Source organism: Rhizobiaceae bacterium (assembly GCA_023953835.1).
Lineage (GTDB): Bacteria > Pseudomonadota > Alphaproteobacteria > Rhizobiales > Rhizobiaceae > Mesorhizobium_G.
Genome location: JAMLJB010000001.1, coordinates 3,062,384 through 3,076,941, shown reverse-complemented (window position 1 = coordinate 3,076,941; position 14,558 = coordinate 3,062,384). Strand labels below are relative to the sequence as shown.

Sequence of the window (14,558 nt, the reverse complement as noted above, 5' to 3'; positions counted from 1 at the left end):
GGCTGGTACCATGTCCGGCGCGAGTTGAAAAGCGCCAAGCAAGTGTTGTAGAGGACTTCGCATCACCATAATTTGACGGCAGGCATATTGTCTTCAAGTCTGAAGGGTTTATGGCGCCCTTTCCAACCGGATTCCCGCATTCGTCGTGTCGCGCACCGTTCCACTCATACTTGCAGTTGCATTGTTCATGGAGAACATGGACTCCACCGTGATTGCGACATCGCTGCCGGCAATCGCGGTGGACATCGGGACCAGTCCCATCGCGCTCAAGCTCGCGCTCACCTCCTATCTCGTATCGCTCGCCATCTTCATTCCCGTCAGCGGATGGATGGCCGACCGCTTCGGGGCAAAGAACATTTTTCGCGCGGCCATCGCCGTGTTCATCGTCGGCTCTGTTGCCTGTGCGACCTCCGGCTCGCTGGCAGCCTTCGTCGTCGCGCGCTTCCTGCAGGGCATGGGCGGGGCGATGATGACGCCGGTGGGTCGCCTGTTGCTGGTGCGCTCGACCGCGAAAAGCGATCTGGTGGCGGCAATGTCGTGGCTCACGGTGCCGGCGCTGGTTGGCCCGCTGGTCGGCCCCCCCGTCGGAGGCTTCATCACGACCTATTTTTCGTGGCACTGGATATTCATCATCAATGTGCCCATCGGCCTGCTCGGCATAGGACTGGCAACCCGTTTCCTGCCGGAAAGCCCGCCGGTACAAACGCCCCGGCTCGATTTTCTCGGCTTGCTGCTGAGCGGCCTTGGCGCAGCGGGGATCGTGTTCGGCATATCCGTGATGAGCCTGCCCGCACTTCCCCCGGTCATCGGCCTAATGACGGTGATCGTCGGCGTGGCTTGCGCCTCGCTCTATCTCTGGCACGCCCGGCATGTGCAAAACCCTCTGCTCAACCTGAGCCTTTTCGGCAATCAGGTGTTCCGGGCCGCGGTGCTTGGCGGCAGCATATTCCGGATCGGCATCGGAGCAGTGCCTTTCCTGTTGCCGCTGATGCTGCAAATCGCCTTCGGCCTGAACCCGTTCCAGTCCGGAATGATAACCTTCGTGACGGCGCTCGGCGCGATGGGCATGAAGTTCGCGACCGCGTGGATTTTCCGCACATTCGGCTTCCGGCCGGTGCTGATCTTCGGTTCGATCGTGGCTGCCGGAACGATCGCGGTCTACGGCTTCTTCACTCCGCAAACATCAATCCTGCTGATGATGGCATTGATCTTTGCGGGCGGACTCGTGCGCTCCATGTTCTTCACCGGGGTGAACGCGTTCTCCTATGCCGAGATTTCCGCAGATGACACCAGCAAGGCGACGCCCATCGTGGCGGTGGCGCAGCAATTGTCCGTCGCGCTCGGCGTGGCATTGGCGGGCGGCATTCTCGAACTACAGACGGTGCTGCATGACCGGCCCCTCGACCTGGCCGATTTCCATGTCGCCTTCTTCGTCGTGGCGGCGGTATCCGCCCTCGCCAGCATTGCCTTCATCCGCCTGCCCGCCGACGCCGGAAGCGCCGTGTCGGGCCACAGGCTCATCAAGCCCGTCGCGCAGGAAAAGGTAGAAACCGCGGAAGTTTAAGCGCGTCCCTTGAAGCCTTTTGCAAGAAGATAGAGCTCGACGGATTCGTCACGCGAAGCCGGCGGTTTGACGTGATGCACACTGGCAAAGCTGCGCTTCAGCCGGTCGAGCAGCTCTGTTTCGGTGCCGCCCTGAAAAGTCTTGGCGAGAAAATGCCCGCCTGGCTTGAGAACCGACAGCGCAAAATCTGCGGCGACCTCGACCAGATGCATGGTGCGCAAATGATCGGTGCGACGATGGCCGGTGGTTGGCGCGGCCATGTCGGACAATACGAGGTCGGGCGGACCGCCAAGCGTCTGCTCCAGAAGCGCGGGCGCGTCGTCGTCCAGAAAATCCTTCTTGAGGATCACCGCTCCGGGGACCGGGTCGACGTCGAGATAGTCTATGCCGACGACGCCCGGATGGTCGGCATCCGACTTTGCGCGGTGGGCGGCGACCTGGCACCAGCCGCCGGGGGCCGCGCCGAGATCGATGATCTTCATTCCCGGCTTGATGAGCTTGTAGCGGTCGTCGATCTCGATGAGCTTGTATGCGGCGCGGGAGCGATAGCCCTCGGCTTTCGAGCGCTGCACATAGGGATCGTTCAGATGACGCTCGAGCCAACGCCTGGAAGATTCCTTCAAACCGCTCTTCTTCTTGACCCGGGTGCGCAGCACACGCGGACCGGCGGTGGTTCCCGGCTTCTTCGTCACAGCCGCCCGCCCCTGCCGTCTCGCCGCCACACGCCCTCGTCGGCCATCAGTTCGGAGAGCACGCCTTCCCGCAGGCCCCTGTCGGCCACGCGCAGGCGCTGGCTCGGCCACACGCGCCGTATCGCTTCGAGGATCGCACAGCCCGCCAGAACGAGATCCGCACGGTCCGCGCCAATGCAGGGATTCTGGACGCGCTGCTCGAAATCCCATCCGAGCAGGCGGTCGATCATGCGATCGACGCTCTCATTGTCCATCCAGAGCCCATCGACGCGCCGCCGCTCATAACGCGGCAGGTCGAGATGCACTCCGGCCAGCGTGGTTACCGTTCCCGACGTGCCAAGCAGGTGAAAATTCCGGGACCGCACGACCTCGCCCAGACGATTGCGCTCGCCGAAGTCGGCAATGAGCCCGGCGACGTCATCGACCATTGCGTCGAACGTGCTGCGCGTAACCACCTTCCCGCCGAACCGTTCGGCAAGCGAGACGACACCGACGGGCAGCGAGGTCCACGCGACGATATGTGAAGAGAGCCGCCCGCGCCGCCCCTTCGACAGGTCGATGAGCGCAATCTCGGACGAACCGCCGCCAATGTCGAACAGCACGACGCCTTCTGTGCTCTTTTCGATCAGCGATTCGCAGCCCGACACAGCGAGCCGCGCTTCGGTCATGCGGTCGATGATCTCCAGTTCGAGCCCCGTCTCCGATTTAACGCGGTGCAGGAAATCCTCGCCGTTTTCAGCCGAACGGCACGCCTCCGTTGCAATGAGCCTCGCGCGGCGGATTGGGCGGGAGCCAAGCTTTGTCGCGCAAATCAACAGCGCGTCGACCGCGCGATCCATTGCGGCATCCGCCAGCTTTCCATTGCTGGACAGCCCTTCACCAAGCCGGACAATGCGTGAAAATGCGTCGATAACACGGAACTGCCCAGGTGCGGTCGGCACCGCCAACAGCAGGCGGCAATTGTTGGTACCAAGGTCGAGCGCCGCGAAAACGCCCGGACGACGGTCCGGCGCTCGCATGGCCGGGCGCTTTTCCGCCTTCGGCGATGCGGAGGGCTGAACCTGTTCGGATGTACGGCTCTGCTGCTCGTCGCGCGCAAACACTTTCCGGTCACGCCTGCGCTTGCGCCTGCGCCGCCTCTTGGGCGTCCCCGGGGAGACTGGCGTCTCCCGCGCGGGCTCCTTGTGAAGCGCACCCGCCTCCGGCGAGCGCGCCCCTTGGTCGCGGTCTTCCACGTTTGATCCTTCGGCGCCCCGATGCCTGGAGTGTCGCACCATGGACGCAATATTCTTTGCGTTGAGGTAAGGATAGCAGGGACAACCGCAGACACCAAGAGGCGGCACAGGCAAGAAGCGAAACACACCGATGCCTCGCGCGGCATCGAAGCTGTTCGCGTGAGATAGCAAAGAAACCGAGACAAAAAGCCTGGCTGGGGAACCTGGATTCGAACCAGGACTAACGGAGTCAGAGTCCGCTGGTCTACCGTTAACCTATTCCCCAATACCGGATCAGATCGAATGCCTTGCGTTCACATCCAAGGGTTTTCCGAAAGCATCCGGACGGCATCGGGCTCGCGCCCAAGCGTTGTGGGCGGCCTTTTAACACATCCTCGACCCCAATCAAGTCCGCAGGATAGCTTCTTTTGCCAATTCATCGACAGGTACGCAGGGAGGCTCCGCTGATAGCGCTTCACAACATCAAACTTTGATGACACGATGTCCCGACAGGCAGCGGAGAAAGTTCGAAAATGCGTAAAATTGCCATTTCACTGGTGGCGGCGGTCTCATTGGCCGGCTGCACGACGACCGAACGGGACGTGACCACCGGAGCAGCCGCGGGCGCGATCATTGGCGGTATCGTCGATGGCGGGTCGGGCGCACTCGTCGGTGCTGGCGCGGGCGCTCTTGGCGGGTTGCTCGTCCGCAACCTGCGCAATGGCTATTGCCAATACCGCAACAGTCGCGGCCAGATCTATACGGCCCGCTGCCGGTAGAAAAGCACTTTCGTGAAACTGCCGGTCATCCGTTGACGGCCTGCCGCCGGGCAGGCCGTTGGTTCGTGCTTTGACCTAGAGCGTTTCATGGTTAGGTTGAAGCATTCTGCCGGCGATGGCTTGCGACAAGGCCGAGGGGTTTGTCGCAGGTCGGGCTGGTGGTCCGGACAAGACAAAGACCGAAGGATTTGGCGCAAACCAGCCCGGCCCTTTGGGTTTGTGTTTGGCGGGCGCCCACGTCGTCATGCCGCTCAACCGGGCAACCAGCCCGTTCTTCGCGCCCTTCCTTGTGGATCGCCTCGCCAAACGGCAAACAGAATGATTCAACCTAACCATGAAACGCTCTAGTGCACGTTTCCTGCAATCCACCGGTGCCAATCTTCTTCCGCGCCGTGAAAGGCGTTGAGGTCGATGCGCCCGTTGACCCCATGCGAAAGCCCGGAGCCGGAATACTGCCAGAACAGCCATTTGCGACCGGGATAGACCCGCGACGGATGCTGCGCAACCGCGCGCAGCCAGAACGGATGGTTGGGAAATGCCCCGCGCAGATTGTCGGCGTAGAAATCCGGCGCGGTGTAGATGATCGGCCTTTGGCCGTAATAGCGTTCCAGCCGATCCATGAAGACCTGCATCTTCTCGCGCACCTGGTCCGGTGACGGACGCCGCTTGCATCGCGACTCCCCGTTCCATTCAACATCGATGACAGGCGGCAACGCACCCTTGACCCTCGGAACGTTTCGAATGAACCAATCGGCCTGTTCGGACGCTGTGCGGCACCAGTAGAAAAAATGATAAGCACCGCGACGCAAACCCGCGCGGTGTGCCCCCTCCCAGTTCTTCCTGAACATCGGATCGATGTGGTCGCCACCGTCTGTAGCCTTGATATAGGCAAAGTTCGCGCCCTGCGACCGCAGCTTGATCCAATCGATGTCACCCTGCCAACGCGAGACGTCGACGCCATGCACCGCCAGCTTGCGCGGCGATGCGCTCCCAAAATTGATCGGCTTGGCGTCACTGAAGCGCCTCCGGCTGACGAGGTCCGGCTTCAACACGGCAGGGGTCGCTATCGGGCGTTGCAGCGGCGTCGGGACAGCCGGATCGGGCACGACCAGCGCAGCGACATCGAGCGTATCCGACGCAGCTGTTGCATCCTGCGCAACCACGGTACTGACCGCGCGCAACGCGGGCGTTGCGCTCACTTCATCGGGAGGCCGCACCGCTGAGACGAGCGCATCCTGTTGCGCCACCGGCAGGGAAGCGGCCGAGGCCAGGTTGACCGGAGGTGTTCTGACAGGAACGATCGATCCTGTCATCTCCGAAGACATCGGAGCCAGATCTTCGATGCCTGCGCTTGTGCAGCCCGCCAATGCGACGCACGAAAAAAGAGCAAAGCTTAAGCTACGAAAACGCATCACCACCCGTACGCCAGACAAACAGACCGAAGAAACACCTCGGACAAAGCGATCCGAGAGCTATTGAGGAATTCTCAATAAAGTTTGAATCGATTGCGTCCGAATCAGGGCCACGCTGCGGGCGGCGCCCAGCATTTTCAGGCGGCAAGCCGCCCGGACCCCGAGCAACAAACGCACATGTCCTTATATCGGCGCATATTGGGGCCATTTTTGCTGAAAATGCCAAGCCGTCCGACGGAAACGGGCAGCTTAACCATAATCGCAGTTCTTTGCCTGCTCAGCCTTCCGCGACGTCGTCCTGCTCGCCCGGACCACCATTTTCGAGGAATTTCTCTGCGATCAGGCCAGCGTTCTGCCGCAAGGCGAGTTCGATTTCCCTCGCAGTGTCCGGATTGTCGCGCAGGAAGGTCTTGGCGTTCTCACGCCCCTGCCCGAGCCTCTGTGAATTGTAGGAGAACCATGCGCCCGATTTCTCGACGACGCCCGCCTTGACGCCCAGGTCGATGAGCTCACCCATCTTGGAAACCCCTTCGCCATACATGATGTCGAACTCGACCTGCTTGAAAGGAGGCGCGAGTTTGTTCTTCACCACCTTCACGCGGGTCTGGTTGCCGACAACCTCGTCGCGGTCCTTCACCGAACCGATGCGGCGGATATCGAGACGCACGGACGCATAGAACTTCAGCGCGTTGCCGCCCGTCGTGGTTTCCGGCGAACCGTACATGACGCCGATCTTCATACGTATCTGGTTGATGAAGATGACCATCGTGTTGGAGCGCGAAATAGATGCAGTCAGCTTGCGCAATGCCTGGCTCATCAACCGCGCCTGGAGACCCGGCAGGGACTCACCCATCTCTCCCTCGATTTCGGCGCGCGGCGTAAGCGCGGCCACGGAATCGACCACCAGGACATCGATTGCGCCCGAGCGCACCAGCGTATCGCAAATCTCCAGAGCCTGCTCGCCGGTGTCCGGCTGCGAGATCAGCAGGTTCTCCAGATCCACGCCGAGCTTCCTTGCATAGACAGGATCGAGCGCATGCTCTGCATCGACAAAAGCGCAGATGCCGCCCTTGCGCTGGGCTTCCGCGACCGTGTGAAGCGCAAGCGTGGTTTTGCCCGAACTTTCGGGGCCATAGATCTCGACGATGCGACCGCGCGGCAATCCTCCCACGCCAAGCGCAATATCCAGACCGAGGGACCCGGTCGAAACGGTTTCAATTTCCACCGCCTGTTCATTGGCGCCCAAACGCATGATCGAGCCTTTGCCGAAAGCCCGCTCGATCTGCGATAACGCGGCGTCCAGCGCCTTCGATTTGTCCACTGCCTTGTTATCCTCTACGAGCCGCAAACTATTCTGTGACATGATACATATCCCCTGGACGCCGATGAAGGCACATCAGTGCTGTTTGATATTTAAGATGTACATGATTTGTTCTCATTTGACAAGTGGCCTCAACAAATTGATTTAATTCCATTTTTTGATTGATGTTCACATTTGGTTCCGATAGATGTTGCGGTGTTTGGCCGCTCTGCGCGGGCGGTCGAGGGGATGTGGTGGACGTGTATATTGATTCGAACTCATCGACAGGAGATCCGCGATGAGGCTCCTGGGAATCGGCGGGGCGCATGTTGACCGGCGCGGGCATATCACGGGCGAATTTGTCCCCGGCGCGTCCAATCCGGGCACGATGCGCGAGGATATCGGCGGCGGCGCATTGAATGCGTTGCGCAGCGCGGCACAACGCGGGATCGATTGCATGCTGGTGTCCATCAGGGGCGGCGATTCGGGCGGAGAGCGGGTCGCGCGGACGATAGCCGAGGCCGGCATCGTGGATATGTCGGCGACGTTCCTCGATCGCGCGACATCGAGCTACACGGCCCTGCTCGACCGGCACGGGGACCTCATCGCAGGCTTCGCAGATATGAGTCTGTACGATCTGGCGTTTCCGAAGCAATTGAGGCGCAGTTCAATTCGCGATGCCTTTGCGGTTCACGATGCCGTTCTTTGCGACGCGAATGTTCCCGCGGCCGGTCTCGAACGAATCGAGCGGATGGCGCGAGGCAAGCCGCTCTATGCCATCGCGGTATCGCCCGCCAAGGTCGTGCGGCTGCGTGGCGTGCTTCGCGGCCTGTCCTGCCTGTTCATGAATGTGCGCGAAGCCGCAGCGTTGGCAGGCGGTCTGCAGACTTCCCCGCAGGACGCGGCGGCGGCTATCCATGCTCTCGGCCTGCGCGCTGGCGTGATAACCGCCGGAGGCGAGACAGTGACCGTATTTGAGGGGAATGCGATTTTCATGCTTCAGCCGCCCCGACCAGTTCATGTGGCGGATGTCACCGGCGCGGGCGACGCGTTGGCCGGGACAACCGTCGCGGCGCTGATGCGCGGGTTGGCGCTGCCTATAGCGGTTCGCGAAGGCGTGGCGGCATCGATGCTCGCGCTCGAGTGCACCGATGCAGTTCCGCGACTCGAAAAGGCGGCGTTCAACGCGCAACTCGCGCTTGTACCCGACCCGCGGCCGGTGGCATGAGAACATGCAAATGGAGAGGCCAATGAACTCCGCAGCACCGTTCATCGACGTACACGCGCCGGTTGCCGCCGCGCTGAGAAACGGAACGCCTGTCGTCGCGCTCGAAAGCACCATCATAACGCACGGCATGCCCTATCCCGACAATGGCGCGATGGCGGCGAATGTCGAGCGAATCATTGCCGATGAGGGCGCGGTGGCCGCGACGATCGCGGTGATCGAGGGCAGGTTGAAAATCGGCCTGACCGATACTGAGCGCGACTCGCTTGCGCGCACCACCGGCGCGATGAAGCTGTCGCGGGCGGATTTCGGCTTCGCTATCGCAGAGGGGCGCACCGGAGGCACGACGGTCGCAGCAACGATGATAGCGGCGGCGGCGGCAGGGATCACCGTGTTCGCGACCGGCGGCATAGGCGGTGTTCACAAGGGCGCGGAGGAAAGCTTCGACATTTCAGCCGACCTCGAGGAACTCGCCCACACGCCGGTCATCGTGGTTTCGGCGGGGGCGAAAGCAATTCTTGATATCGAAAAGACGCTTGAAGTCCTTGAAACGAAGGGGGTTCCGGTCGTCGTGTTCGGCAGCGAAACCATGCCCGCCTTCTGGTCGCGACAGTCGCCATTCAAGGCCCCGCTCAGGCTGGATGAGCCGCAGGCCATCGCGCGGTTTTTCGAGACGCGCCGTGCGCTCGGCACGGACGGCGGCATGCTGATCGCCAATCCCGTGCCACAGGCCGACGAGATAGCGGCGGAGACAATGGCCGTACATATCGCCACCGCGCAGGCCGCCGCCGAGCGGGACGGCATCAACGGCAAAGCGGTAACACCCTATTTGCTGGCGAAGATCCTGGAACTGACCGGCGGGCTGAGCCTCAGAACGAATATCGCGCTTGTCGAAAACAATGCGAGGCTCGCCGCCCGAATTGCGGCAGCCCTCCGCGCGCCCGCTTCGCTATAGCCCCATGCCGCTTAGATCGATATGGGCTGGAGGCAGGCCGTCAATCTGCCTTTGGTGCGCCAATCTGTAGGCCTCCTCGATTGCGCGGGTCGTTCTGCGCGTATCGAACAGCGGGGCGGTTGACCTGTTTTGGGCAAGCTTCGTCCTGATTGCTTGCAGTTTTTCAGGATTTTTCCCAAAATCAATCGCCAATCGCTCATAGGCGGCGGCGTCTTCGGCGATCATTTCCGGCAGATCGATCGCGTTCAGCAGGCTGGCGGCTACCCGCGTTGCAAAGCTGGCGCCAGGACGTGTCAATACAGGCAGCCCAACCCAAAGCGCATCACTCGCGGTTGTGTGAGCGTTGCAGGGGTAGTTGTCGATGAATAGATCGGCAAGTGCGATGCGTTCCAAATGCACGGCGAGTTGCACACGTGGTGCAAACACGAGACGGTCGGGGTTCAGCCCGCGGCTCGACGCCTCGCGGCGAAGATTGTCCTCGAAGCCGCGACTGCCTCCCAGCAGCCACAGCACGCTTCCCTCGACGGCGCGCAATATGCGCACCCAGGAATCGAGCTGTTCCGGGGTAATCTTCCAACTGTTATTGAAGCAGGCATAGACAAAGCCGTTTCCCGGCAGGTCGCAGTCGCGCCTCGAAATGCCGGACGCGCCGATCTCGCGCTTGTCATCATTGATCTGGTAGCTGTGCGGCAGCCGTATGACTTTCTCGGAATAGTGTTCCCGCAGATGGTCGGGAATGATCGTCGCGTCGGCTACGATATAGTCGATATAGCTGGCGCCGATCGTGCCCGGATAGCCCAGATAATTGATCTGGACTGGCGCGGCGCGCAGCGCGAAAATGCCGGTGCGAGCGGCCTGCGTGAAGCCTTTGAGGTCGATCGCAATGTCCAGCCGCATGTCACGCGCGGTGCGGGCAACCTCGACATCGGACATTGCCCGCACATCCAGGAATCGGCTGAACGAGCCTTCGATGCGCTGCCTGATAGGAGCGCTGCAATCCGGCCCGAACGAAAAGGCGGTGACCTCGAATTGCGACTTGTCGTGCTGGTCGAACAGGCCCGCCATCAGCCATGCCGTTGCATGCTCATGAAAATCCGCCGAGAAATAGCCTATTCGGATCGGGCCGCCCGGCGCACGGGTTGAAAATGGCCCGAGTGACGGGTCGGCTGGAGCATTCAGCTTGATATAGGTTTCGGATATTCCTTTCAGCAGCGACGGTTCATCAAGCCAGCCAAGAGCCGAAAAGGGATAAGTGACAGGCAGACCCTGCTCCGCCTTGGCTTTCACCGACGCGCACAAGGCATCAAGGCCGTTCCAATCGGCAAGCTGCATGCGAAAGCCGATAAGTGCACCCTCCGCCCACGGATAGTCGGGCCGGTGTCGCTGCAGCATTTCGCAGCATTCGATTGCCTTGCCAAAATCGCCGGCCTGAACATACAGTCCCGCGAGATTGTTCCAGGCGCCGGCATTGTCCGGTTGTTGGGCGACCGCTTTCTGGAACGCAGCCACAGCCTCCGCATGCTGTTCGAGACTCATGTAGCATAGGCCGATATTGTTCCATGCGGCGGAAAACTGCTCGCGCAGCCGGACCGCCGCATGGTAGCAATCGAGGGCTTCTCCGAACCGCCACATGCCGCGCAGGCAATTGCCCTTGTTGAAAATGGCGTCAGGCGCGACGGCGGGATCAAGGGCGGCCTTATCGAAATTGACTGCCGCTTCCTCAAAACGCTGCAGGTCGGACAGCACGTTTCCCTGTCGCAGCCAAAGGTCGGACCTGCGCGGTTGCAGGCGAAGCGCCTCGTCAAAGGCGACGACGGCTTCCTCAAGGCGCTTGAGCGCAACCAGCGAACTCGCGCGCATGGCCCAAAGCTCGGCATTGTCCGGTTGAAGGCGGATAGCCCGATCGCAGCTTTCGACCGCCGCTTCGTGACGACCGAGGGTGCCAAGCAGCGCGGCCCTGTTCGTCCACCCGCTCGCATAGTCGGGCTGCAACTCGACAGCGTTTTCAAAACTTTTCAACGCCTCCGGCAGGCGGTCGAGCCTGAACAGCGACACCGCCTTGTTCGCAAAGGACCTCGCGGTCGGACGCAGCGCGAGCGCCGCATCGTAGAGCGTTACGGCCTCTGCATGCCTGCCGTCGAGGGCGGCTTTTTCAGCCTGCTCCTCCAGCGTCGCGCCAGTGCCTTTGCCGAACGTCATTCCATTTCCTCGCAGCGCCAGCCGGAGAATATATATTAGAAATATACGAATAACATAGCAAGCGGATTGCGATGCATCAGCCAATCAATATCGCAGTATGAAACGTGCATATTGATGTTCTGGACATCAGTATCGAGGTATGATATTCGTGCAGCGCATCAATCGGAATTGACTATTGATCACCGCTGCCCAAATGCGCGCCGCCCGTGCCCTGCTCGGCATAGATCAGCGCCAATTGGCTGAACTGGCAGGAATTTCGCTTCCCACCATTCAGCGCATGGAAAGCAGTGACGGCACCGTGCGGGGCGTGATCGATTCGCTGACCAAGCTGGTCGACGCGCTGGACCGCGCGGGTATCGAACTGATCGGCGAAAATGTCGTCAGTTCCGGTGGTGGACGAGGGGTCCGTCTGAAGAGCCCCGGTTGAGAATTTTGTCGATGTGCAGCCGTCCAGATTGCGCGGCGCCGACCTGTAACTGGCCGACGATCCTGCCCCAGATGATGCTGCCCGCACTGGCGCCATGTGGAGGCGGAAAATGACTGCCGGAATCGTTCGCCCGGATTTTGCCGAGCTATACACCCCGAAGCTTGTGACCGTGCTGCGCGAAGGCTACGACTTCGCCAAGCTCAAGGCCGACGCCATATCGGGCCTGACCGTGGCGATCGTAGCGCTGCCCTTGTCCATGGCGATTGCGATTGCCTCAGGCGTCACGCCCGACCGGGGCTTGTACACCTCGATTGTCGGCGGGTTTATCGTGTCGGCTTTCGGCGGCAGCCGGTTCCAGATCGGCGGCCCCGCAGGCGCGTTCATCGTCCTTGTCGCGGCAACGGTTGCCCAGCACGGCGTCGAGGGGCTCCTGCTCGCAACCTTCCTGTCCGGCCTGATGCTGGCGGCAATCGGGCTACTCAGGCTCGGCACATTCATCAAATACATCCCCTACCCCGTCACCGTGGGCTTCACGGCGGGTATTGCGGTCATCATCTTCGCCAGCCAGATCAAGGACCTGCTTGGCCTGACGCTGGCAAGCGAGCCCGCGCCGCTGCTGCCCAAGCTGCTGGCGCTCGCCGAAGCGCTGCCGACGATCAGCCCCGCCGCCGTGCTGGTGGCAATCGTCACCATCGGCATCATCCTGCTGCTGCGCAGATACCGGCCCAACTGGCCGGGCTTCATCATCGCCGTCGGCGTCGCCGCATTCGTCGCCGCGCTGGCCGGGTTGCCGGTCGAAACCATCGGCACGCGCTTCGGCGGCATACCGAGCACCCTGCCGCTGCCGCACCTTCCCGACCTGTCCTATGGCGCCATCTCCGCCGTATTGCCCAATGCGATTTCCTTCACGCTGCTCGGCTGCATCGAGAGCCTGCTGTCGGCTGTCGTCGCCGATTCCATGACCGGGCGGCGGCACCGGTCCAATTGCGAGCTTGTGGCGCAGGGGCTGGCGAACATAGCTTCACCCCTGTTCGGCGGCTTCTGCGTAACCGGCAATATCGCACGCACCGCGACGAATGTGCGCTCCGGCGCGCATGGGCCGGTTGCGGGCATGCTCCATTCTGTCTTTCTGCTCGGCTTCATGCTCGTTGCGGCGCCGCTCGCCTCCTACATACCGCTCTCCGCGCTGGCGGGCGTGCTTGTCATCGTATCGTGGAACATGGCCGAGAAGCACGAATTCGCCGTGCTCCTGCGGGCTTCGCGCGGCGACGCGGTGGTGCTGCTGGTGACGTTCGGGCTGGTGATCTTCCGCGACCTGACCGAGGGCATCGTCGTCGGATTCGTGCTCAGTTCGCTGCTGTTCCTGCATCGCATCGGCCAGGCCGTGGCGGTGGAAAGCGGGCAACCGCTGGTGGAAGCAGACCGCGCCGATGGTGCGAACGGAGATCGCAGGCCATATGATCCGGAATTGACGACCGATCCCGACATCGCCGTGATCCGGATTTCCGGCGCGTTCTTCTTCGGGGCCGCAGCAGCCGTCACCGCAGCCTTGGACCGGATCGGCGAGCATCCGAAGGCCTATGTCATCGATATGGCCACGGTGTCGATCCTCGACTCGACCGGTGCGGCCACCATCGAGGCATTTGCCCGCAAGGCTCACAAGCGCGGCGCGCGCATCTACATAACGGGAGCCAAGCCCGCCGTGCGGCGCAGCCTTCTTGTCCACGGGCTTAAGCCGCCGCGCGTCCGCTACCGCACCACGCTGGCCGACGCGCTGGACTCCCTGCACAAGCACAGGCTGGCGGTCGAAGCACAGGTCGAGGCCGAGGCCTGATCCGTCAGGCAGGCGCGGCAAGCAACTGATAGCAGGTGCGGTCGCCGATCCTGATTTGCGACAGGGTGGGTTCTGCCTGTCGCAGCCATGCCTGCTGCGTGGCCGCATCCGTTTCCAGTGCCGCTTCCGGGCGCGCGGCAATGAAGCCATTTCCCTTGCTCAGCAGCCAGCAAGCGCGCGCGAGCAATTTGCGGCTGCGCCGCCTGAGAAGGTCAGCGTCGTAGAAAACGTCCAGCACTTCGCGGCGCACCGCCTCTTCTCTTTTCGAATCGGCCGGCGCAGCCTCCGTCGCCGCGCGCAGGTCCGCGTAGTCGTGATTCATCTGCTCGATGGCGTAGGTCAGGTCGGCCTCGTCCTTGACCATGTTGAACCAGAGCGCCGGGTCGAGATCGCGCGAGACGAAAGAGGTCTCAAAATCCTTCGAGGCGGTAAGCACCTCGAACGCGCGCTGGTCAACATCGCGCTCAATCAAGAAAAGTGCATCCACCTGCCGCTGCAAGGCTACGCCTGTCGCCGTGGCGGCGGGCGGCGCGCCGCCGTCTTCGGGTCCGACATAAGGCCCGCCATTGTCGAGAAGAACGTCGAACTCGTTCAAACCCTCCATGATCGCGGCCGCACGCGATACGCGTGTGGAGAGCTTGGCGGCGGCGGCCTGCAATTCCGTTTCGCGGCGCTTCGTCTCCTGAAAGCTCTGTTGGAAGAAGAAGATGAACAGCGACACGCCGATGCCGATGAGGATGACGCCGAGCTGCGAGACCATGTTGCGGTAGTATTCCAGCAGCTTTTCGCGATGGCGCGCGTCACGGCGGACACTGTCGGCAACATGCAGGTTGAAAATCACCGATGTGATGAGCAGTGATCCGCCCAGCATCACCAGAAGCGCGATCAGCAGGTAGCCTTGCCCGAGAAAGCCCTGTCCGGACATGCGTTACTCCGCTGACGGATCAAGCTGGGGCA

At 61.8% G+C, this 14,558-nt stretch carries 12 protein-coding genes and 1 tRNA gene; 6 read left to right on the top strand and 7 right to left on the bottom strand.

Features of this window, described 5'->3' with window-relative positions; genetic code table 11:
- The first annotated feature begins 145 nt into the window (after positions 1-145).
- Positions 146-1,564 (top strand): MFS transporter, encoded by a 1,419-nt coding sequence (locus tag M9924_14440; GenBank protein MCO5065595.1) that lies wholly within the window; start codon positions 146-148, stop codon positions 1,562-1,564.
- On the opposite strand, the gene M9924_14435 is transcribed toward M9924_14440, so the two are convergent.
- The 3 genes from M9924_14435 to M9924_14425 form a co-directional block, all read right to left on the bottom strand.
- A complete protein-coding gene (locus tag M9924_14435) occupies positions 1,561-2,256 on the bottom strand; it encodes an RlmE family RNA methyltransferase (GenBank protein ID MCO5065594.1) in 696 nt (231 codons plus the stop codon). The two genes, M9924_14440 and M9924_14435, sit on opposite strands and share 4 nt — an antisense overlap.
- On the bottom strand, positions 2,253-3,491 hold the full coding sequence (locus M9924_14430; protein MCO5065593.1) for a Ppx/GppA family phosphatase: 1,239 nt from the start codon (positions 3,489-3,491) through the stop codon (positions 2,253-2,255). The genes M9924_14435 and M9924_14430 overlap by 4 nt, the downstream gene beginning before the upstream one ends.
- Before the next feature lie 191 nt (positions 3,492-3,682).
- A tRNA-Gln gene (locus M9924_14425) sits at positions 3,683-3,756 on the bottom strand.
- 247 nt (positions 3,757-4,003) lie between these two features.
- On the opposite strand from M9924_14425, the gene M9924_14420 reads away from it, so the two are divergent.
- A complete protein-coding gene (locus M9924_14420; GenBank protein MCO5065592.1) occupies positions 4,004-4,249 on the top strand; it encodes a YMGG-like glycine zipper-containing protein in 246 nt (81 codons plus the stop codon).
- Positions 4,250-4,593: 344 nt separating this feature from the next.
- Here the strand turns inward: M9924_14420 and M9924_14415 are convergent, their stop codons facing one another.
- Positions 4,594-5,661 carry a glycosyl hydrolase gene (locus M9924_14415; GenBank protein ID MCO5065591.1) on the bottom strand — a complete coding sequence of 356 codons (1,068 nt, stop codon included), beginning with the start codon at positions 5,659-5,661 and terminating at the stop codon, positions 4,594-4,596.
- Positions 5,662-5,938: 277 nt separating this feature from the next.
- Positions 5,939-7,024 (bottom strand): recombinase RecA, encoded by a 1,086-nt coding sequence (gene recA, locus M9924_14410; protein ID MCO5065590.1) that lies wholly within the window; start codon positions 7,022-7,024, stop codon positions 5,939-5,941.
- A gap of 235 nt (positions 7,025-7,259) precedes the next feature.
- Here recA and M9924_14405 point away from each other — a divergent pair, with 235 nt between their 5' ends.
- Positions 7,260-8,189, top strand: a complete 930-nt coding sequence (locus M9924_14405) for a carbohydrate kinase family protein (GenBank protein ID MCO5065589.1) — start codon at positions 7,260-7,262, stop codon at positions 8,187-8,189.
- Between the two features lie 22 nt (positions 8,190-8,211).
- Complete coding sequence (locus M9924_14400) at positions 8,212-9,141, top strand: pseudouridine-5'-phosphate glycosidase (GenBank protein ID MCO5065588.1); 930 nt, start codon at positions 8,212-8,214, stop codon at positions 9,139-9,141.
- Here M9924_14400 and M9924_14395 read toward each other — a convergent pair.
- Positions 9,136-11,340: a tetratricopeptide repeat protein gene (locus M9924_14395; protein MCO5065587.1), complete on the bottom strand. Its 2,205-nt coding sequence runs from the start codon at positions 11,338-11,340 to the stop codon at positions 9,136-9,138. The genes M9924_14400 and M9924_14395 overlap by 6 nt on opposite strands.
- A 175-nt stretch (positions 11,341-11,515) precedes the next feature.
- On the opposite strand from M9924_14395, the gene M9924_14390 reads away from it, so the two are divergent.
- A complete protein-coding gene (locus tag M9924_14390) occupies positions 11,516-11,767 on the top strand; it encodes a helix-turn-helix transcriptional regulator (protein MCO5065586.1) in 252 nt (83 codons plus the stop codon).
- 109 nt (positions 11,768-11,876) lie between these two features.
- Positions 11,877-13,601 (top strand): SulP family inorganic anion transporter, encoded by a 1,725-nt coding sequence (locus tag M9924_14385; protein MCO5065585.1) that lies wholly within the window; start codon positions 11,877-11,879, stop codon positions 13,599-13,601.
- Between the two features lie 4 nt (positions 13,602-13,605).
- Here the strand turns inward: M9924_14385 and M9924_14380 are convergent, their stop codons facing one another.
- Positions 13,606-14,526, bottom strand: a complete 921-nt coding sequence (locus M9924_14380) for a hypothetical protein (protein MCO5065584.1) — start codon at positions 14,524-14,526, stop codon at positions 13,606-13,608.
- Positions 14,527-14,558 lie beyond the last annotated feature (32 nt).